The 23216-nt window shown below is 45.0% G+C and carries 15 protein-coding genes; 14 read left to right on the plus strand and 1 reads right to left on the minus strand.

Annotation, left to right across the window (positions count from 1 at the left end; all coding sequences use genetic code 11):
• Nucleotides 1-29: 29 nt before the first annotated feature.
• From AC07M6_RS19020 to AC07M6_RS19085, 14 genes are all read left to right on the plus strand, one after another.
• A complete protein-coding gene (locus tag AC07M6_RS19020) occupies nt 30-464 on the plus strand; it encodes an HYC_CC_PP family protein (RefSeq protein ID WP_494892173.1) in 435 nt (144 codons plus the stop codon).
• 70 nt (nt 465-534) lie between these two features.
• Nucleotides 535-1098: a helix-turn-helix domain-containing protein gene (locus AC07M6_RS19025; RefSeq protein ID WP_494892175.1), complete on the plus strand. Its 564-nt coding sequence runs from the start codon at nt 535-537 to the stop codon at nt 1096-1098.
• A gap of 201 nt (nt 1099-1299) precedes the next feature.
• Nucleotides 1300-3624, plus strand: coding sequence for a TonB-dependent receptor (locus AC07M6_RS19030; protein ID WP_494892177.1), 2325 nt, complete (start codon nt 1300-1302; stop codon nt 3622-3624).
• A gap of 4 nt (nt 3625-3628) precedes the next feature.
• Nucleotides 3629-4444: a DUF4249 domain-containing protein gene (locus AC07M6_RS19035; RefSeq protein WP_494892179.1), complete on the plus strand. Its 816-nt coding sequence runs from the start codon at nt 3629-3631 to the stop codon at nt 4442-4444.
• 302 nt (nt 4445-4746) lie between these two features.
• On the plus strand, nt 4747-5319 hold the full coding sequence (locus AC07M6_RS19040) for an RNA polymerase sigma factor (protein WP_494892180.1): 573 nt from the start codon (nt 4747-4749) through the stop codon (nt 5317-5319).
• 90 nt (nt 5320-5409) lie between these two features.
• Complete coding sequence (locus AC07M6_RS19045; RefSeq protein ID WP_494892182.1) at nt 5410-6285, plus strand: FecR family protein; 876 nt, start codon at nt 5410-5412, stop codon at nt 6283-6285.
• A gap of 157 nt (nt 6286-6442) precedes the next feature.
• The gene (locus AC07M6_RS19050; protein ID WP_494892184.1) at nt 6443-9808 is read left to right on the plus strand and encodes a TonB-dependent receptor; all 3366 of its coding nucleotides are present in this window, start codon (nt 6443-6445) and stop codon (nt 9806-9808) included.
• 10 nt (nt 9809-9818) lie between these two features.
• On the plus strand, nt 9819-11510 hold the full coding sequence (locus AC07M6_RS19055; RefSeq protein ID WP_494892186.1) for a RagB/SusD family nutrient uptake outer membrane protein: 1692 nt from the start codon (nt 9819-9821) through the stop codon (nt 11508-11510).
• A 117-nt stretch (nt 11511-11627) separates the two neighbouring features.
• Nucleotides 11628-14594, plus strand: a complete 2967-nt coding sequence (locus AC07M6_RS19060) for an endopygalactorunase (RefSeq protein WP_494892188.1) — start codon at nt 11628-11630, stop codon at nt 14592-14594.
• A 78-nt stretch (nt 14595-14672) separates the two neighbouring features.
• Entirely contained in the window at nt 14673-15962 is a 1290-nt protein-coding gene (locus AC07M6_RS19065) for a PQQ-dependent sugar dehydrogenase (protein WP_494892189.1), read from the plus strand.
• Between the two features lie 22 nt (nt 15963-15984).
• Nucleotides 15985-16413 carry a c-type cytochrome gene (locus AC07M6_RS19070; protein WP_494892190.1) on the plus strand — a complete coding sequence of 143 codons (429 nt, stop codon included), beginning with the start codon at nt 15985-15987 and terminating at the stop codon, nt 16411-16413.
• 28 nt (nt 16414-16441) lie between these two features.
• Nucleotides 16442-17683, plus strand: a complete 1242-nt coding sequence (locus AC07M6_RS19075) for a glycoside hydrolase family 88/105 protein (RefSeq protein ID WP_494892192.1) — start codon at nt 16442-16444, stop codon at nt 17681-17683.
• A 1-nt stretch (nt 17684) separates the two neighbouring features.
• Entirely contained in the window at nt 17685-19232 is a 1548-nt protein-coding gene (locus tag AC07M6_RS19080) for a glycoside hydrolase family 28 protein (protein WP_494892193.1), read from the plus strand.
• Nucleotides 19233-19236: 4 nt separating this feature from the next.
• Nucleotides 19237-21297: a hypothetical protein gene (locus tag AC07M6_RS19085; protein ID WP_494892194.1), complete on the plus strand. Its 2061-nt coding sequence runs from the start codon at nt 19237-19239 to the stop codon at nt 21295-21297.
• A gap of 156 nt (nt 21298-21453) precedes the next feature.
• On the opposite strand, the gene AC07M6_RS19090 is transcribed toward AC07M6_RS19085, so the two are convergent.
• Nucleotides 21454-23205, minus strand: a complete 1752-nt coding sequence (locus tag AC07M6_RS19090) for a PAS domain S-box protein (protein ID WP_494892195.1) — start codon at nt 23203-23205, stop codon at nt 21454-21456.
• Between the last annotated feature and the right edge of the window lie 11 nt (nt 23206-23216).

The raw sequence follows: 23216 nt of genomic DNA on the forward strand, positions 1-23216 counted from the left end.
AATTATCATATGCTGGTGTATCATATTAAATGAGAAAACTCGGTGCAATAAGTCTGGCTTCGTTTTACCTGATGTTAACCACAGGTATGTTCGTTTGCTTTATGCATTGCGGCGCCGAATATTTTTTTGCAAAACCCGGGCATGCTATAGCCAAACAGATGCCGGGCAGTCATCCCGATGCACATGCTAAAGCCAAAGCGCATCATCAAAAAAAATCTTGCGGAAAAGGCAGGGATTGCAGCTGTTGTAACCAGCATGGCAATTACCTTGTTAAGGAAAATATTAAAGGCGCTTTTAACTTGCAGCTGGCGGCGCTTCCGGTTATGGTTTATCCTATCCCATACCAGCAGCTGGCGCCGCTTCCGGGGATCTATCATCAAAAAGTTTCCTGGCTGAATGCCACAGGGCCGCCGCTTTTTACCAACCGGCAACTTTATATCTCTTACCAGGCATTATTGATCTGATTCAGGCTTTGCCGCATTTTCGCGGCCCGACTAACTATTGTCTATTTTTTCTTTTAGCTTGAATTAACACATGACATTATATATTAAAAATATGGTTTGCGACCGTTGCATTATGGTTGTTAAACAACAACTGGAAAGCCTTGGTTTTCAGGTAAACGCCATTTCGCTTGGGAATGCCGAGGTGCAGCCTGAGCCTGATAACGATCAATTAAGCGCCATTGGCTCCGCGCTCAAATTGTCGGGTTTCGAACTGATCGATAATGAAAAGAGCCGCCTTGTTCAACGGATCAAAGACCTGATCATTGAAAAAGTTCACTACAGCGATCTGGCCGATACCCGGCTGGGTATTTCGGAATACCTGTCGGCCCGGATGCATAAAGACTATAACTACTTAAGCCGGATGTTTTCGGAATCGGAAGATACCACCATCGAAAAGTTCATTATTCAGCAAAAGATTGAAAAGGTAAAAGAATTGCTGGAATACGGAGAGCTTAACATGAATGAAATTGCCTGGAAGATGGGTTACAGCAGCAGCGCCCATCTGTCCGCACAGTTTAAAAGCATGGCCGGTTTAACGCCCAGCCAGTTTAAAGCATCTAACCAGGGGCAGCGTAAGTCTATTGATAAAATTTAATGGTTACCCGGCTAACCATAAAGCATAACAACAATGTGGTGGTGGGGATAATGTCCGCTGGCCGGCTTTTATCTTTACCGCGACTTAACAGAAATTTAATTTAATTCATTTGAAATATTTCCGCTGATGGATCGTCTAACATGATAACGGCGCTACTACCCCCATGTCTGTCGGAAAAATCATTTTGTGTTTTTAAAAAGTATGTTAAAATCTCTATTCGCCGTTTTTTTATTATTCAGTTCGTTTTCGGTTCTCGCGCAAAAAAGACAAATCATCAGCGGAACCATAAAAGATGCCGCCACAGGTGAAACCCTGATCGGCGCTACCGTCAGGATCAAAGAATTACCTCAAGTGGGGACGGCCACTAACAGCTATGGCTTTTATTCCCTGTCGGCGCCTGACGGCGATTATACTTTATTGTTTACGTATATCGGCTACGAAACCGTGGCCAAACCCATTGCGCTGCACCAGGCACAAACCATCCATATAGCCCTGGTAGCTAAAAGTAACCTGCAGGAGGTCGTGATCAGCGCTAACCGGCCCAATAACGATCAGATCGCTTCGCCGCAAATGGGGGTAGAGAAGCTGAACATGGCACAGATTAACCAGGTGCCTGTGGTGCTGGGAGAGAAGGACGTTTTGAAAACCATTACCCTGATGCCCGGTGTTAAGTCTGGCGGCGAGGGTAATTCGGGCTTTTATGTCAGAGGTGGCGCTTCCGATCAAAACCTGATTATGCTGGATGAAGCTACGGTTTATAACGCTTCGCATTTATTCGGTTTCTTTTCCACCTTTAATTCTGATGCCATTAAAGATGTCAGCTTATATAAAGGCGGGATGCCGGCCGAGTACGGCGGCCGTTTATCATCGGTACTGGATATCAAGATGAACGATGGCAACAACCAGGATTTTACAGTTCAGGGTGGTTTAGGATTGATTGCCTCGAGGCTGAAAGTGGAAGGGCCTATTGTAAAAGATAAAGGCTCGTTTATGATCAGCGGCCGCCGCACCTATATTGATTTCTTTTTGAAGGCCTCCAAGGACTCCACCATTAAAGGAAGCTCCCTTTATTTTTACGATCTGAATGCCAAAGCCAACTATCACTTTAATGAGCATAACACGGTTTACCTGTCGGGGTATTTTGGCAAGGATGTGCTGGGTTTGAAAGATCTTTTCGGCACCAATTGGGGCAACTCAACCGGCACGGTCAGGTTCAATCATATTTTCAGCAATAAGCTGTTCTCTAACACTTCTATGGTGTTCAGCAATTATAACTACGTTATCGAAAGCTTTCAAAGCGCCAGCAGTTTTAAGGCTACCTCCCAGATCACCGATTTTAATTTCAAGGAAGATCTGCAGTATACCGTCAACAATGCGCACCGGCTTAAATTTGGCATTAACGTATTGCACCATTCCATCGCTCCCGGCGATATCACTACCGACGCCACATCCAGTTTTAATACCCGAAGCGTGGAAAGAAGATACGGATATGAAAACGCCGCCTATATCAGCGATGAATGGAAGGTTAGCGATAAGCTGAATATTTTATACGGGGTAAGATTAAGCGCGTTTTCGCTGATGGGCCCCGGTACCTTTAAAACTTATGATGCTGCCGGTAATACCACCAGCGCTACCATCTATGGTTCCGGATCGGCAGTTAAAAGTTATCTCAACTTAGAGCCACGGCTTTCGGCCGGCTACCAGTTAAACGAGGCCAGCTCTGTTAAGCTATCCTATAACCGTAATACGCAGAACATCCACCTGCTTACCAATTCTACCACCAGTTCGCCTACCGATCTGTATGTGATGAGCAGCAATAACATCAAACCCGAAATTGCCGACCAGGTATCCACCGGCTGGTACCGGAACTTTAAGGATAACGTTTTTGAATTCTCGGCCGAGGTGTATTACAAATGGCTGCAAAACCAGATCGATTATAAAGATGGCGCGCAATTGCTTGTTAATGACAATGTAGAATCGCAGCTGACCTACGGCTCGGGCAGGGCTTATGGCCTGGAATTGTTCCTGAAGAAAAAGTATGGCCGTTTTAATGGTTGGATAGGGTATACCTTATCACGTGCCGAAAACAAATTTGCGGCCATTAACAGGGGGAACTATTACGCGGCCCGGCAAGACCGTACGCATGATCTGTCTGTAGTGGGTATCTATCAGTTAAATAAACGCTGGTCGTTCTCGGGTTCTTTTATATATCAAACAGGCAGCGCGGTTACTTACCCTACCGGGAAATACACAACAGGCGGGATAACCACTTTCTCCTATTCAGAAAGGAATGGTTATCGTAAGCCAGACAATAACCGCCTGGATATAGGCGCCACGCTGGAAGGCCGGCAACATAAAAAGTACCATTCCAGCTGGACATTTAGCGTTTATAATGTTTATAGCCATCGCGATCCTTACAGCATTACCTTCCGCGATAGCAAAACAACCCCTAACACAACCGAAGCTGCCGCCACCAGCATTTTTGCCACCCCAATCCCTTCTGTTACCTGGAACTTTAAATTTTGATCTGATGAAAGTATTTAAAAAATATAGCCTGTTTTTCTTTATCCTGCCGGTTTTGGCATCCTGTACCAAAGTGATTGACCTTGACCTGGGCAACGACACCGGGAGACTGGTGATAGAAGGCAATATCACTAACGTGGCCGGTCCGCAAGTTATTAAACTGAGTCAGAATGTGTCCATGTCGTCCACTAATACTTATCCCGCAGTGAGCGGCGCGACAGTTATGGTGAGCGATCAGGCCGGTAAGCAATACCCTTTTACCGAGGGGCCATCCGGCACCTATACGGCTAATTCTTTAGCGGGCGTTCCCGGAGCAACCTACACCATGACCGTTTTAACCAATGCCAAAACCTATGGCGCCAGTTCGGTTATGCCGGCCACCGTAACCTTAGATTCGCTGACCTCCAAAAACTCGGTCATCAGCACCAGCAAGCACAAAAAGGTGCTCACCGTTCATTACCAGGACCCGGCCGGCGTGGCCAACCAGTACCGTTTTGTAATATGGCTTAATAAAGTGCTGGTTAAAACGGTTTATGCCTATAACGATGATTTTAACGATGGGCGCTATGTTAGTCTTGATCTGCGGGTGCGGGATGATGATGACAGCGATTATGGTGTTTATGCAGGTGATACCGTAACCGTAGAAATGCAATGCCTGGATAAGCCGGTTTATACCTACTGGTACAGCCTGATGCAGCAGGGATCAGATAATCCAGGCGGCGGCGTTACACCGGCCGATCCGCCAACTAATATAACACCCGTTAGTTTAGGTTATTTTAGCGCGCATACTACGCAAAGCCTCACCATTGTTGTTAAGCCTTAACCGGGGTGACTTTTTTTCGTCAAATGTTTTAGTGAGCTATTCCCGCCATAGTGGTTGGCAGGCGCATCCTATCAATTAAACCCCGGTACGGGCAGTTATTGCCCCTGCCTGTCAATGCCTTAAGTTTTACGATGGAGTTAAGGATATTGGTTAATAATTGACAAATAAGCTTAATGAAATGTAAAAATATTACTATAAAACTCAAACAAAATATTCGGTACTTGCGATACCAATTTTAACGCTATCATATTAAACATATAACATGTTTAATCTTTCGGTAGGGAAAATGACCTAATAATACTGTGGATAAGATTAATCAAAATGAGTTAATACTTTTGATCCGTAATGGAAATATAAAGGCATTTGATGAGTTTTATAAGCAAAACTGGCAGCCCTTATACAAAATGGCCTACCGCGCAACCGGCTCAATTGATGATGCAAAGGACCTTGTGCAAAACGTTTTCATTAATTTCTGGAACGTGAGGCTCAGCATCGATAGCAGTAAATTCCATATCTCGTACCTTTTTACCTCTTTGCAAAACGGTATTATCAACCAGTATAAAAAAGATGCCGTCAGGAGGAAAGGGGTAGAAGAACTGATGTACTTTGATAACGCCCCGTCGTATACCAACGAAGATCATTACATTGCCAAAGAAGTTGCGCAAACTTTGCAAACCCAGGTTGGCGAATTGCCGCCCAAAATGCAGCGTGTTTTTGTACTGTCGCGTTATGAGCATCTGAGCATAAGCCAGATATCCGAATCATTGAATATTACTCCCCGTACGGTTAAAAACCAGCTTTCAAACGCCTTAAAAATACTGCGTACCAAGGCCGAAGCGCTTAGCCTGATCTTTTTTTTATTTTTTTTAAAATAAATCTGGTACCAAAGTCCCCCTGAAGTGTATTACTCCAATAAAACCAGTGCGGCATAGATATAACCGCTTGTAACCTATATATTTTTTTAAATGTTTAGAAAACGTAAACCGGTATCCTTAGCGGATATGGGTGAAGATCATCTTCACGATAAAAATGCGATGAAGGCTATCGAAAAGGATATGCTGAAGAATATTCACCGGCATATCCGCGGTAATGGCCGGATTTTTCATCTTAAAAGAATTAAGTATAGTGCCGCCGCTACTGTTTTAGTGGCGTGTTCGGCAGCCCTGCTATTTTGGATAAAATCCCAAAGTAACGAAAAGCTGATCAGCATTACCGCGCGCAAAGGCCATCTGGCAACCATTAAACTGCCCGATGGTTCCACTATCTGGTTAAACTCGGGCTCTACAATTACCTATCCCGAAAAATTTGCTGCAAAACGCGAAGTGCAATTAGTGAACGGCGAGGCTTTTTTTGATGTAAAGCACGATAAGGCGCACCCCTTTATAGTGCGTTATGGCAACCTGCACACGCAAGTATTGGGTACCAGCTTTAATATTAAGTATTATAAAAAATTAAATGATGTACGCATCACCGTTGTGCGGGGCCTTGTTGAGGTAGGTAACCAAAGTAAAAGTTTTGGTATGATAACCCCCGATAAGGAAATTATTTACAGCCAGAAAGATAAAAGTTATAATACCCGGGTAATTAATTCTAAAAAGGTGGCCGCCTGGAAATCTAAAGAGATTAACCTGTACGATGTACCCTTTGAAGACCTGATACTAACGCTGGAAAACTTGTACAGTGTTAAGGTTAACTATAACCACGAAAAAATGAAAGATGTAGTAACTACCATCTATTTTAAAAGTAGTGATGATATAAAAACAGTCCTGGAAATAATAACTACCATCCACGATTTGAATTATACGGTAGCCGGAAGGGAGGTGACCCTGGCAAGCAAGTGATATAAACACAACAATACCCGGGCAATGTGCACGGGTATCGTTTAGTAATTAATGTAGGTATTGGAAAGGGTCTCAAGCTATACCAATGACTTACATAGTTTTTAATATAAACTTTACAAATATGATAAAAAAATCAACTCAATCCCTCGTTTTTTTTATGAAGCTATCAATTATCGCAATAATTATTATGGTAAGCTTTACCGGGTTGCTGCTGGCTAAATCTGCAAGCAGTCAAATAATATTGTCGCGCGTTACTATTGATACAAAAAATGAAAGTTTGAAGGCCGGTCTTGCAAGAATTGAAAATAAATCCGGAATAAAATTCGCATATAACTCTGCCGAACTGAAGGGCTATCGCACGATTACGCATAGCTATACAAACGAAACCATTGCTAATTTGCTGGCAGACATTTTAAATAATACCCAATTAACCTACAAAGAAATTAACAATAGTATAGTCATATACAACGAGCATAAAAAAACCGAGCTGCCCGATAGCAGCGCCGTTGATGCCAATACTACCGCAGAGCAGGCCAATATTACCGTGAAAGGGGTAGTTACCGATAATACCGGCCCGGTACCGGGCGTAACCGTACAGGTAGAGGGCACCAGCATTGGCGTAATGACCGATGCTAATGGTAATTACACCATTAACGCACCCGAAAACGCTACGCTGGTATTTAGCAGTATAGGATATGCATCGCAAAAAATACAGGTAAACAACCAAAAAGTAATTAACGTAACGCTGATAGCCGAGCAAAAAACCTTAAACGAAATTGTAGTAGTAGGTTACGGTGTTCAAAAGAAATCGGATGTAACCGGTTCTATCACCTCCATCTCTGCACAGTCGTTAAAAGATGTACCGGCAGCTAACCTGGTCCAGGCTTTGCAGGGGCAGGGTACAGGTATTGATATCCAAAAAAGCGGTGGTAACAGCCACCCGGGTTCGGTGCCTTCAATTATCATCAGGGGTACGCGGTCTAAAGCGGCATCTAATGATCCTTTATTTGTAGTAGATGGTATTCCGTTTACAGGAAGTATCCAGGATCTGAACCTGGATGATGTGGCCTCGGTTGAAGTATTGAAGGATGCTTCGTCAACTGCCATATATGGTTCAAGGGGTGCCAACGGTGTTATCCTGGTAACAACAAAACGCGGTAAAGTTGGCGATGCCGTAGTTACCTACAGTGGTTATGGCGGTTTTTCAAAACCAATAGCCCAGTATAATGTAATGAATGGCCCACAGTATGCCCTGTTAAAAAAATGGGCTTATTTTAATGCCGCATCTGCCAATCCGCTTTATACCAGTATTGATGACCCTACCATCATTACCCGCGGAGCTTTCGGCGCGCAGGAACAAACTTCGCTGCAACTTGGGCGGAGCACAAACTGGCAGGACCTGATCTATAAAAATGGCTTTTTAACCAATCACCAGGTAGGTGTTTCCGGCGGAACGGAAAAAACAAAGTACGATATCTCTGCAGGTTACTATAACGAAACAGGCATCTACTCGGGCCAGAGTTTTACACGCTATTCTATTAAACTTAGTGTAGATCAAAATATTGGCAAGTATTTAAAAGTAGGTGTAAGCTCGTTAAACAACCTTACTTATATTAACGGGGAAAACGCAAACCCACTTGGCCAGGCTTTAAGGGCAAGCCCCTTAGCCACACCGTATGATGATGCAACGGGGGCTTTGGTGGGCTATGTTAACGGCAGCGCTAACCAGGTTTGGAACCCGCTTGCTAACCTGGTTCCGGGTGCTTCTGTAGAAACCCGTAAAAGATTAGGTACCTTTACCACAGCGTATATAGAAGCAAGCCTTGCACCTGGTTTAAAATACAGGTTTAATGGCGGCGCTGAAGTAAAGCCCGAAATTTATGGCAATTTTTATGCTGCTGCCACTTACAACAATCAGGGTGCGCAATCTACCGGCAATAATCAAAGCACATACAACTATAACTATACCCTCGAGCATATATTAACCTATGATAAAACAATAGCCCAAAAGCATCATATCAGTTTTACAGGTTTATATAGCTTGCAGGAAAATCAAAATCAAACCAACTCATTCAGTTATAATCAAATATTGTCTGATGCGGTGCAATATTTCAACCCGCAGCTTGGTTCAAATTTTTCGGCAACAGGCGCTTATACCAAATACGATCTGATCTCGTACATGGGCAGGGTAAATTACGGGTATGACAGTAAGTATTTATTGACCCTTACTGTACGGTCCGACGGTTCATCTAAACTGGCTGAGGGTAATAAATATCACTTGTTCCCTTCGATTGCATTTGCCTGGAACGCCACCAACGAGTCCTTCTTGAAAAATGTAGACGTATTATCTAATCTGAAAGTTAGGTTAAGTTATGGCGATGTAGGTAACGCGGCTATTAAGGCTTATCAAACATTTGGTGTTTTATCGCCGGCTACTTACAACTATGGCAGTAAAAATACCATCGGCGCGTATCCAACATCGGTTGCAAATCCAGATCTGGATTGGGAATACACCCGCACATTAAACGCAGGTATCGACTTTGGTTTGTTTAAAAACCGGATCACCGGTAGTGTAGACGCTTATCATGAATATACCCGCTCGTTACTGCTGCCGCAAAGCTTACCGGCAACATCAGGTATCCCAAATAGCATTTTAACCAACGTTGGTAAATCCGAAAATGTGGGTATCGAAATTAACGTGAGTTCGGTTAATATAGCGCCAACAGGTAAAAACGGAGTTTCGTGGAATACCAGTTTTAATATCACTTTTAACAGGGGTAAAGTAACCCAGTTATCTAACGGCAGCACCATAGATATTACTAATAATTTATTTGTTGGCCAGCCGCTTGGAGCAATATTTGATTATAAAAGAATTGGTTTATGGCAAAATACAGCGGCTGATACCGCGGCTGCCAAAAAGTTTGGTTTAACCCTTAGCGGCGGCCAGTCTGTAATTGGTTCGGTAAAAGTGCTCGACCTGAATGGTGATGGCAAGCTTGATGCTAACGACAGGATGATCATCGGATCTGACCAGCCATTATTTACAGGCGGTTTCACCAATCGGGTAGGGTTTAAGGGATTTGATTTTACAGTAGTTGCCGCTTATCGTGTTGGCGGTACCTTAACATCTCAAATTTACCAAAGCGGCAGTTTTTTAAATACGCTACAGGGCAACTATAATAATTTAAATGTGAATTATTGGACACCAACCAATCACGAGAATTATTTCCCTAAGCCTACCAACGCGCTTACTAACCCTTTATATTCTTCTACGCTTAGTTATTTTAGTGCAACCTACCTTAAGGTCAGGAGCATGAGCTTAGGTTATACCATCCCAAATGCTTTGGTTAAACGCATAGGGGCACGGTCATTAAAAGTATATGCTACGGCGCAAAATCCATTCATATTATTCTCTCCCTACAAAAATGTTTTCCATGGCATAGATCCTGAGTCGGCCGGGAAATTGGGCGAGGATACGCCTGCAACATGGTCAATGACGTTTGGACTTAATTTAACACTTTAATTTAAAAGTTATGAAAAGACTACCAATATATATATTAGCCGCATTGCTTATTGTAACAATAAACTCGGGGTGTAATAAAAAACTGGAAGAAAAACCGATATCAAACCTAACCCCTGATTTTTTCACCACTTCACAAGGCTTTCAGGCGGGCTTAGATGCAGCCTATGCCGGGTTCAGAACCATTTATGGGCCTGATACCTATTTTGAAATGGCCGTTGGCGGTACAGACGAATTTCAGGCCGGTATAGACGGAACAGGTGCTTTGGTAAGATACAGCAGCGGTTTCAATACATCAGACGGTACCGTTTTAGGTATATGGAAAAATTGCTACACCTATATCAATACCTGTAACGGGTTAATTGATAACGCGGCAACATTAACCACCATGGATGCTACCTTAAAGAATCAAATGGTAGCCGAAGCCAAATTTTTGCGTGCTAATTACTATTTTATTTTAGTGCAAAACTGGGCCGATGTAACCTTAAACGTGCATTACCAGTCGGTGCCAACCCTTTCTGCAACACGTGATAAAATAGCCGATGTTTATCAGTTTATTATCAGTGATTTAAACGATGCTATAGCCTTACTGCCTGCAACCCCGCAAACTGCTAATGTATTGGCAGGTAAAGCCACCAAAATTGCAGCTATGCACGTATTGGCCAAGGTATATTTAACCCGCGGTTACTCAAGTGCAAAAGCAGCGGATGATTTTAAAAATGCCGCTTTAACAGCTACTAATGCTATTAACACGGTTGCGCCTGCAGGCGGTGTAAAACTGCTGGCCGATTTTGGCAAAGTATCAGCCCAGGGTAACGAAACCAATACCGAGGTATTATGGGCTGTGGAGCACACTGCAAGTGTGGCTTATAATGGTTCGGCCACGCAAAATAACAGCGGCCCCGATAATTTATACGTCCATCTTTTTGTTCCGAGATATGAATTGCAGCCAGGTATGCAGCGCGATGTAATGGATGGCCGCCCGTATGCCCGTGTAATGCCAACCCGCTGGCTGCTGGATACAGCCTTTAAAGATAAAACTAACGATACCCGTTATTTTAAATCTTTTCAATCTGTATGGATAGCTAATAATGCGGCTACTATACCAAAAGACGCGTCAAATAAACCAAAGTACGCGGTAGGCGATACCGCTATCTGGATGCCTGGAATTGAACTTACAGCAACGCAGATTGCCAAATACCGTTACCAGGTTTTGCCGCCAAGTAAATATGTGAACACCCTGTATCCAACATTGACCAAATATTATGACGATAAACGGTCGGATCAGAACGCGCCTTCGATAAGGCCTATCATTATTTACCGGCTGGCCGAAACTTATCTGATAGCGGCCGAAGCGCTGATTATGGATAACCGCCCCGCCGAAGCGTTGCCTTTTGTTAACGCCATTCGTGAAAGGGCGGCCTATCCAACAGGTAACGTGGCAGCAATGGATGTTACGGTAAGCAGCATGAATATCGATTTTATTTTGGATGAACGGGCCAGGGAACTGTGCGGTGAATTATCGCGCTGGCAGGATTTGGTACGAACCGGGAAGCTTTTGCCGCGGGTTATACAGCATAATGCCGATGCAAGGGCAAACATAAAGGCTTTTCATGTATTGCGGCCAATTCCGCAAGCGCAGGTTGATGGTACCATTGTTGGCCCTAAATATGATAATAGCAGGTACTTCCCTGGTTGGAATTAAGTAAATGAAATTTAAAGTCCTATAAATTGGATTGGTTTGCAGTATACAGCCCCGGTTCTCCGCCGGGGCTACTGCGATTGTAAGGCGTTTAAAAATAGGGGACATATATATTAGTAAATGAGAAAAGTATTAGTATTAATTTTAACTGGTTTAATTTTTTCGGCCTCTGATGCAGTGGGGCAGCAGCAGGGCAGCAGTGCCGCAATTACATTTGGTAAAAATGCTGCCAATATTAGCCGTATAAATAAAGATACCTTGGTACTTGCAACCGGCAGTACTTATTTATTTACAGTTGATACGCCCGAAGATGCCGGTCTGGTATCAACCAAAACCGATGTGCAGCACTTGTCTTCGCAGCTCGCATCTGCAGACGGATCGGTACAGAAATACATTGTAACCGATAAAAACGGTACCCCAAAAAACGATGGCGAGATCTTAACCGGCGATCATTTAACAGTTACATCACAGGATGGCTTATCGCACCGGTCATATCATATAGTTGTAAAGCCAATGGCGCTTAGCGGCAGCCTTAGCTTAGGGCAAGCGGCCTTTACGGTTAATACCAGCCATACTTTAACACTTTATTTTACAGCGGGGCAGCGCAGTCCGGATGCATCAGTGAAAATTTACCTCCCGGCCGGTATCCATGCTACTATGGAAAACACCAAAGTAAATGTTATAGGTCGCGGCGATGTTAAATTAAGCGGATTAGCTACACAATCTATTGGCCGTACTGGCACTAAATACTCCTACCATCAGGTAGGCAGCGTTGAAATATTAAAAGCTCCCGCCGAAGGGACGATCCTTAGTTTCAGTCACATCGACCTAAGGCCGGCAAATGGCGCGGATCTTAAAATTACTATTGAGGGTGTGAACCTGAAAGCCGTTGGGCAATACCAGTTCAAGGCTACTTATACTACCTCCAAACCCGAAGTGCTGACCAGTTCGGGAACGGGTAACGAAACCGCCCAGCTTTCGGTAACCAACACCATATCCGATTTGGAAAGGATCGCGCTAAACGGGTTCCGGTATATGGAAACGCCGGCTACTTATACCACAGTTGATTTTAAGTGGGGCGCAGGCAACAACACAACAGGCCTGCAATTGATGCAATCGTTAGATAAGGGGAAAACGTGGGCGGTATCACCCGCTAATATTGATCTGAAAGCAGCAACCGCGTCAGTTAAGGGCTTAGTCGCCAATAAACTGTACACCTTTAAGCTTAAAGCAGCAGGCGGTACAGGTAAAGGTTTCTCTAACCAGGTATGCTTTTATACCGGTAAAATGGATGTTAAAAGTTTTGGCGCGGCAGGTAACGGCACTAATGACGATACCGAGAATATTAACAGCGCTATTGCTTATTTAAACCAGATAGGCGGGGGCACATTGCTGTTCTCTAAAGGTGAATATCCGGTGCGCACCGTTCATTTAATGAGTAACGTATACTTATATGTAGATGGTGGAGCTGTGATCAGGGCGCTGAAAGGCGGCGACGCACCCGAGACTACCTGGTTCAGCGATAAAAAATACCGCTCGGGCCTTTCACCTACGGATATGGGGCCTTATGCCGATCCCGAAAACTATATGACCAAGCAGGATGTTGGCCACCATTACTTCAGGAACGCCATGTTTTTTGGCGAACGGCTGGATAATATTAAAATTATAGGGAATGGGCAAATTACCGGCGATGGCAATTTAGTTGTTGGCGATGGTGTGATGAAAAATACGCCGGATAACCGCAGTGATAAAATGTTCACTTTAAAACTATGTACCAATCTTGAAATAGGAGGGATCTATCATCAGCAGGATCTGTGGTACGATGAAGCAAAGAACGAGCCTTACTACATGGGCAAAGGCAACGCTAAACTATTTGATGCGGATAACATGCTCAAGATAGATCGTTCGGGCCATTTTGCCCTGTTGGCCACCGGTACCGATGGCATTTACGTACACGATACCTACATCAGCAAAAACAATCAAAGCAACGTACGGGATGTATATGATTTTATGGAATGTAACAACGTAACGGTTACCAACATATTTTCGAGGGTAAGTTCGGACGATGTGGTAAAACCCGGTTCTGATTGTTCTTTAGGTTTTACCCGCCCGGCAAAAAATTATATGGTAAGGAATATTATTGGCGATACCAACTGTAACCTTATCCAGATAGGCTCTGAAACGGTGGATGATATTATGCAGGTTTATGTAGATAATATTTATGTACTGGGCGCCAATAAAGCGGGTTTCTCCATTTCAACTAACGATGGCGCGCATGTAAAAGATGTTTATCTGAATAGCGGACGCACGGGCCCCATTCATTCGCGCTCTAAAATGTACAGGGCTACAACGCCGTTCTTTATATCCATATCTAACCGCGGCCGCGTTATTGGCGCCGATGCCGGCCGGTATGTTTTTACGGATGATGGTAAAAAACATGATGAACTGCTGATCAAAAATGTAAATATAGGGCAGGTAGAAAACATCAGCTTAAAAAGTATAGACATATACGAAGTTTATGGCGGAAGCGCCTACAGCGGTAAAAAATGGAAGCCTTATGATGGCACGCAGCGCAAGGCAACCCCTATTATTGCGGGCTACAAACTGCCCGATGCTGCCGATGTAAGCGGCGGGCTTGATTTTAAACTCCCCAACGGCAAACATACCGGCTATATTGATGGGGTAACTTTTAATGATGTAAATGTAATTGTAAAGGGTGGCAACCCCCTAACGGATACCCTTAATGCACCCGGCGAGCTTGGTGTAGGGCAATATAATGTTAACGATCTGAAGATCCAGCCATCATACGGTATCTGGGCGCGGCATGTAAAAAACCTGTCGGTAACTAATAGCAGCTTTAATTACGAGAAACGGGATAGTCGCTACGCCGTTTTTTTAGATGATGTGATCGGTGCGCAGTTCTCTGGTGTAAAAGTGGTGCGCCCGCAGGATAATAACCGGGTGATCAAGCTCAAAAACTCAACCGGGGTAAGCCTGCAAAATATGATCTATTATCAGGATACCTGGGGTAATGCACCCGCTGTATTGCCTGGTGTTAATGATATAAAAGGTGTAATTAAAAAGTAAGTATAAACCAAGGGTATAAATAATCATCCAATAGTATAAATTTACTTTTATTTACAAAAACATCAATATAACTAACTAATGAAGAATAAATTTTTAAGCCGCTTAATATTACCCGCCGCTGCTATAGCGGTTACGCTGTCTGTTTATGGATTAAAATCGGCCAACAGGGTTGTACCCGACGCGGACAACGCGGGATTAAAATTACCGGAAGGCTTTGGCGCTTTGCAGGTAGCTACCATAGGGGCAAAGGCGCGGCACATCAGCGTAACCCCTCAGGGCGATATTTATGTAAAACTGGCCAGGCCAAAAGGCGGCAAAGGGATCATTACCCTGCACGAAGGTAGCAACGGTAAAGCCGAAATAACCGGCGGTTTTGGCAATTACGGCGGTACGGGCATGTATATTAAGGATGGCTATATGTACGCCTCGTCTAATACCGAAGTTTACAGGTATAAGCTGGATGCGCAGGGCAAAGTGATGGATACCCTGCATGCCGAGCGCATCGTTTACGGGTTAAAGGCCGGCCGCCAGCACGAAACAAAATCGCTGGTGCTGGATAATGATGGAAACATCTATGTAAATATCGGCGCCCCCTTAAGCGCCTGCCAGGTAGAAGACAGGGGATTGCACTCGCCGGGGATACCGGGCTGCCCTTTACTGGACTCGGCCGGTGGTATGTGGGTGTTTAAGGCCAATAAATTGAACCAAACCTATAAGGATGGCATCCGGTTTGCCAGCGGTCTGCGCAATATTGTAGGGCTCGACTGGAACCAGCAGGATAACCAGCTTTTTGTAATGCAGCATGGCCGCGATAATTTAAACAGTTCGTGGCCCGAATTATACAGCGTTAAACAATCGGCTGAATTACCTGCCGAGTGTATGTATGCTTTAAAGCAAGGCGATAACGCTGGCTGGCCATTTATGTACTATGATCAGCTGCAGCACAAAAAGATACTGGGCCCCGAGTACGGCGGCGACGGTAGAAAGGAAGCCGACGCTAAATATATCGACCCTGTAGCCGCGTATCCCGGCCATATGGCGCCAAACGGCCTGCTTTTTTATACCGGCACCATGTTTCCAGAAAAATACCGGAACGGCGCCTTCATTGCCTTCCATGGTTCATGGAACCGCGCGCCCGAGCCGCAAAAAGGTTATTGTGTGGTTTTCCAGCCATTTAAAAATGGCAAACCTGCCGGCGATTGGGAAATATTTGCCGATAACTTTTCGGGCTCAGCCGAAAATACAGCAAAAGGCGGCCGCAGCGCCGAGCACCGCCCCTGTGGCTTAGCCCTGGGTGCCGACGGTTCATTATACGTAACCGACGATGTGAAGGGAACCATATACCGAATTATCTACACTAAAAAATAAAGGAAAATCAATTAATCAATCAATGAAAAAACTATTCTTAGCCCTGTTATTAATTACACCCATGTGCCTGCTGGCCCAAACCAAAGCAAAAGTAAAACCCGCCCCGGCTGGTATATCAGCATCTATAGCCCGGGGGCAAAAGGTATATCTTCAATATTGCCTTTCGTGCCACCAGGCCGATGGGGGCGGTGTGCCAAATATGAACCCGCCACTGATAAAAACCACCTATGTAACAGGCGATAAAGTAAGGCTGATAAAAGTAGTGCTGAACGGGTTTTCGCAAAGTGTGGAGATTGACGGAGAATCGTACTCCAACAATATGCCGCCGCAAAGTTTTTTAAAAGACCAGGAAATAGCCGATGTATTAACCTATGTACGCAATAATTTCACTAATAAAGGCAGCGCGGTAACCGTTGCCGAGGTAAAGGCTGCAAGGGCATCAAAGAAATAACCAAAAAGAGAAGATACAAAACCAATTAATGATGAAAAAACATTTATCCCTGCTATTATTCACAGCTTGTGCCATAACCGCGCACGGGCAAACCGCCGCTAACACCGAAGAGGTAGTAAGGCGCCTGGCCGATAATGTGATCAAAAACACATCGTTTAAATTTGTGAATGAGAAAACCGGCGAGAAATTTGATTCGACCAAAGGTTTAGCCATATCGCCCGATGTAAAGGCCGACAGCAAGTACAACAAATGGATGTATGTAAACGGGGTATTAACCACCGGGATGATGCAGGCCGCTAAAGTGTTAAACGATAAAAAGTACTCGGATTACAGTCTGCATAACTTCAGCTTTATTTTTGATAACCTGTCGTATTTCGAAGAATCGCGTAAAGCAAAAAACCCGAAGGTAGAATATAACCCAGTATTCAGCATCACTAATCTGGATGCCTGCGGCGCGATGTCGGCCGGCTTAACCGATGTATACGGCCTGGATAACCGCAAAGATTACCGCGCTTATTTAGAGCGTTCGGCCGATTATATTTTAAATAAACAATTACGTTTAGCCGATGGTACGCTGTGCCGCCCAAATCCGCGTAAAAATACCATGTGGGCTGATGACCTGTATATGAGCATCCCTTTCCTGGCCCGTATGGGGAAATTAACCGGCGAAAGCAAATATTTTGATGATGCGGTAAAACAGGTAGAAAATTTCAATAAATACCTGTACGATCAGCCCAGCGGCCTTTTCTGGCATAACTATTATAGCGATGTGGAAATGAACGGCGTTGGCCACTGGGGTCGTGCAAATGGCTGGCTGGCCGTGGCCCAGGCCGAACTGTTGAATAACCTGCCTGCCAATCATCCTAAACGTGCCGAACTGATCCGCCTATTGCTCAGGCAAATTGTAGGCTTCGCCCGTTACCAGGACCAAAGCGGTTTATGGCACCAGTTACTGGATAAGCCGGATTCGTACCTGGAAACTTCGGTTACCGCTATGTATACTTATGCAGTTGCACGTGCGGTTAATGAGGGTTGGATAGACCCGCACTATATTTCTATAGCTAAAGAAGGCTGGAAAGGCCTGTCTGCCAAGGTGAACGCTAAAGGCGAGCTGGAAGATGTTTGCATAGGCACCAATATGGACGAGGCGATTAAGTTTTATTATACCCGCCCTAAAGAGCTGAACGATACGCATGGCCTGGGTGCTTTCCTGCTGGCGGGTACCGAAATGATCAGGTTTGAACAGAACAATAAAGAGGTTAAAAAGTAAAATGTTTAAAATACAAAGGTTGATGTTTGCTTGCTGTATGATGGCCCTCCCGGCTGTTTTGCAGGCAGCAGATTGCAATATCGAAAAATTTGGCGCTGTTGGCGACGGGCAAACGCTCAATTCGGCAGCTATTCAAAAAGCTATTGACTATTGTAACCAAACCGGCGGCGGGAAGGTGATCTTTCCGGCCGGCCGGTTTTTATCGGGCACTATCGCTTTAAAAAATAATGTCACCCTGCAATTGCAAAAGGGCGCGGTATTATTAGGCAGCACCGATATTAACGACTATCAGAACCTCGACCCTTTTGTTGAAGGTTTGGGGATACATGTAGGATGGGCCCTGGTAGTGGGGGTAGACCTGAAGAATATAGGCATTGAAGGCGAGGGCGTGATAGACGGGCGCGGATCGGCCCTGAAGGCGCAGCAAATATTAACCGACACCCGCCCCGAAGGAGAGCGCTGGGGGCGCCGCCCATTCCTGCTAAGAATGGTACGCTGCCAGCAAATCAGCGTAAGCGGGGTTACTTTAAGCTATTCGGCAGCGTGGACATCGCACTATTTCCATTGTAAGGATGTAAATATCCGGAATGTAAAAATTGTTAGCCGCGGCGTGGCCCATAATGATGGTATTGATATTGACGGCTGCCAGCAGGTAACCATTAAAGATTGCGATATCGACAGCGGCGATGACGCCTTGTGTTTTAAAACCACATCAAGCAAAATGCCATGCAGCAATATTACGGTAAGCGGTATGCGGTTAAAAAGCGGGCAGGGCGCCATTAAAATGGGTACCGAATCGATGGCCGCATTTGAAAATATCAAGATCAGCGACTGCTATATTTATAATACTACCAACGGCGGTATCAAATTGCTGAGCGTGGATGGCGCGCATTTACATCATGTGGAGATCTCCGATATTACGATGGTAAATGTAAAAACACCCATCCTGATCCGTTTAGGATCAAGGTTGAGCGTATTTCGTAAAGACCAGGATACCCAGCAACAAACCGGCACGTTAGAAGATGTGATCATCAAAAATGTAAAAGCCCAGGCTGCCGATACCGCGCAGTTAAAACCGCCATCAGGCATATTGATCACCGGTGTACCGGGGCATCCGGTTAAAAATCTAACGCTGGAAAATATCGAGATCACTTTAGCAGGCGGCGGTACCCTTGAAAATGCACAACAAATAGTCCCCGAGGCTATTGATAAATATCCCGAAGTGAAAACTTTTGGTCCCCTGATCCCTGCTTACGGCGTGTGGGCAAGGCATGTGGAAGGTTTAACCTTAAACAATGTGCAATTTAAACTAAAAGCCAATGATATGCGCCCGGCTGTGATATGCGAGGACGGTAAAGGTATCAGGATCAATAACTGTAATATACCCCAAACCAGCGGCAGCCTGGCCATTATCAAGCTAACTGATGTAGACGGCGCCACTATTGTTAATAACAAAGTACAGGGAACCGCAGGTACTTTTGTAGGCACAAACGGAAAAAACATACAAGTAAGTAAAAATCAGCTTCCCGCTGATATGAAAATTCAGTGACAGGATGTCGGAAAGAAAATTGATTAAGCTGCTTTTTGCCGGGATATTACTGGTAACTCAGCAGGCCATTGCACAAAAAACGGTATTGCCCGTACAAACAGATCGTTGGGCTATACAACCCGACGGCAGTATTACGTGGACAATTAAAGACAGGCTGCCGCATACCGATCATATCGAAATGTCGGGCGAGAAGATATCGCTTTGGGTGCAGTACGGGATAGATACCGCGGGTATTTGTATCATTAACCGTACGGTAGTGTTCCCCACGTTCCGGATGTTACCGGACAATACGCGGAGCCATATTTCATACTCCTTTGCCGATAATGAATTGCCCCGGATATTTGTCAATAACCGCTTATTAAATATCAACCTGGCTAAAAGCATAGGCCGGTCGGGCGATATAGGTTTTCAGGCCAAAAGCATTAATCATAAAGGCATTATGCGCATATCGGCACAAGCGGGCAATCCCGCTTTGGTTAATGTAGAGCGTGTTTTATTCCCTTCGGTAGATAAGCCCGCGGCGATTGAAGAGTTTGTACTGACCAACACCAGCGATAAACCCGTAACTGTATTTATGGAACATCTGCGCCGCGAAGTAACAACCGATACCACACGCAGCAAAGGTGGGCCGCATACCGTTATTGTACAATCTTTAAACGATGGTAACCGCGTTTTGCAGCCGGGTAAATCAACCACTTTCGCGGTTTGTTACCGGGCTACCAACCAACCGCAATTACCATTTCCGATAAATATAAATGCCGAAGAAAAGGCCAGGCAAACCCGCATAGCCGAAATACAGGCGCCATTGCAGTTGCAAACCCCCGATGAAGTATTAAATACCGAGTTTGCCTTTGCTAAAATAAGGGCTACCGAAAGTATTTATAAAACCAAAGGCGGTTATATGCACGGGCCCGGTGGCCTGGCTTATTATGCTGCCATTTGGGCTAATGACCAGGCCGAATATGTAAGTCCGTTCTTTGCCTTTTCGGGCGATAGGATAGGTAACCTGTCGGCCATGAACTGTTACCGCTTGTTTGCTAAATACATGAACCCCGAATACAAAGCCCTGCCGAGTTCTATTGTGGCCGAGGGCGATACGGTTTGGAAAGGCGCCGGCGACCGTGGCGACCAGGCCATGATAGCCTATGGTGCTTCGCGGTACGCGCTTACGTATGGTAATGCCGATACAGCCAAAAAGCTTTGGCCGCTGATTACCTGGTGCCTGGAATATAGCCGCCGGCATATTAACAGCCAGGGTGTGGTTGAATCAAAAAGCGATGAACTGGAGGGGCGGTTCCCATCGGGTAAAGCTAATTTAGCTACCAATACTTTATATTATGATGCATTAATATCTGCAGCTTACCTGGGCCGGCAATTGCGTCAGCCGAAAACTGAAACTGATGCGTATACCCGGCAAGCAACTGAACTGAAGGCTAATATCGAAAAATACTTTGGCGGCAAGGTGGAAGGGTTTGATACTTATAGATATTACGAAACCAATGATGTGCTGCGCGCCTGGATCTGTTTGCCACTTACCGTGGATATTTTTAACCGGAGTAAGGGTACCATAGATGCCTTGTTTTCGCCGCGCCTTTGGACAGCCGACGGGCTGGCAACCCAGGCCGGTAAAGAAACGTTTTGGGACCGGTCTACCCTATACGCTTTACGCGGCGTATTGCAGGCCAACGAAACGGAAAGGGCAATGACGTTTTTGCAGTATTACTCGCGCCGCAGGCTGCTGGGCGAGCATGTGCCTTACCCGGTTGAAGCCTATCCGGAAGGTAACCAGCGGCATCTATCAGCCGAAAGCGGCCTGTATTGCCGCATATATACCGAAGGGTTATTTGGCATGCGGCCTATAGGCTTTAACAGCTTTAACTGCTCGCCGCGTTTGCCAAAGGAATGGGATAAGATGGCCCTGCGTAATATCCATGCATTTGGTAAAACATTCGACCTGGAAGTAGTACGGAAAGGAAAAGATCAGTTAACGATCATCGTAACCGAGGGAACAAATAAACGGACTTACACCATTAAAAACGGCGCTGCTATCCCGGTAACGGTATAAAATATAGGAGCGATAGGTGGTTTGATAACAGGAGGTCTGTAAGGACACAGACCTCGGGGGATAATTGCCAGGTGCCTGTGTCCTCACAGGCACCTACGCTTAAATAATGCCATTGCTCATCGGTGCGGCTTGCAAGGTTTGCAGTATTTCTTGCTGTTATACAGCAAACCTGATTGTAGTAACCGCCCCTAAGCCCAATCCGTCGCTTTTAATATCAAATGAACCGGTATGGCTTTCTACGATCGATTTGCAATTGTACAGGCCCAGGCCTGTTCCCGTTTTTTTGGTCGTAAATCCGCGCTCAAATAACGACGCGCCGGTTTTGGCATCAAAGCCCTGTCCGTTATCAACCAGCGATAGCTCGATCACCTTATCATCGTTATGCAGGTTTAATGTGATGCGCTTATCCGCAGCCTCAAAGTTCATGGCTTCAATGCTGTTTTTCAGGATGTTTAATATCACCTGCATCAGTTTGGTATGGTCGCCTTTTATCACATAAGTGCCCGGGGCGACATTTACCTTAAAATCTATACGGTGTTTATCAAACGATGCAAACAGCATCGACTGGCAGTCGTCAATAATATTAATCAGGTTAACCGGCTTTCGGTCGTGCGCGCCGCCATGCCCGCGCACAAACTGGCGCTGGATATTCAGGATTTCCTGTATATGACTGATGATGTTGAACAACTCACTTATAGAGGCATCTATTTCAGCGCGGTTATCGCCCTGGGTTTTAGCAATGCCTTCGGTAATGGTTACCAGGGCGGTGGCTTTATCTTCTCCCAAAATACCTGCTATGGCCGTATGCTGGGCCTTTAAAAACGCGCCCAGGTTTTTAATGGTCTCCACATTGTTTTTTTCCAGACTGCGGTTAATACGGTTAAGGTGCGAGCCAAAGCCTACCATAGCGTTCCCGATATCGTGCAATACTTCCGATGCAATTTCAAATTTGCCCTGTGCTATAGCCTTTTCTAATTCCTGTTCTTTTTGCTTGTTGATCTCTTCGTTGGCCAGTTTAAGGTCGGCGGCCTGTTTGCTTAACGTTTTCGATTGCTGGTTAAGCTCTTCATTCAGCTTATTCAGTATTTCTTCCGATTCCTTACGTGCTGTAATATCATGCCCTATGCCTATCAAACGGGTTACGGCACCGGTTTCATCCCTGACAGGTACTTTTGATGTTACCAGCCAGCGTTTCCTGCCATCGGCATCAATAAAAAATTCTTCTTTATTTAGTATGGCCTCGCCGGCTTTTACCACACGCATATCATCTTCATAGCCGCGTTTCCCTATTGCGTTAGGGAAAAGCTCCAGATCATTTTTACCGATAACCTCGGCCTCGGTTTTCTTCCCGATGGATATCACATCGGCCTTATTGGCGATGATCTTTTTACCCTCGGCATCCTTAATATAGATCACATCTGGCAGGTTGTCTATCAATGTGCGCAGTAATATCCGTTCCTGCTGTATGGCTTCTTCTGCAAGTTTATGTTGTGTAATATTAACATCAGTGCCAACTATTATACCATCGCCAATGTATTTACCCCGCGACCACACCCATACCCAGCTCCCATCGCTATGGCTCATCCTAAAATAGCTTTCATACATCCCTTCAGGGTTTTTGTAATAGCTTTTAAAGTTGGCAATGGCGTTAGCTTTATCTTCGGGGTGCAACATATTCACCCACGAATTGATGAGGTTTTTTTGGCCCGATGTATCAAAGTCTTTGATATCCCGGCCCAGCATCGAAAAATAGATATCATTGCACCATAATACCTCTGTGGCTATATTGTATTCCCATGCCCCGGTATTAGATGCGCTGATTAATGCTTTGTATTTTTTTAACTCTTTATCCAGGTCGTTTTCGGGCAAAGCCTGGGTGTTATTTATAGCAGGGTTGTTTTTTTCCATTGGTATGGGAT

The sequence above is a fragment of the Mucilaginibacter sp. GW821-FHT07H05 genome (assembly GCF_059418485.1).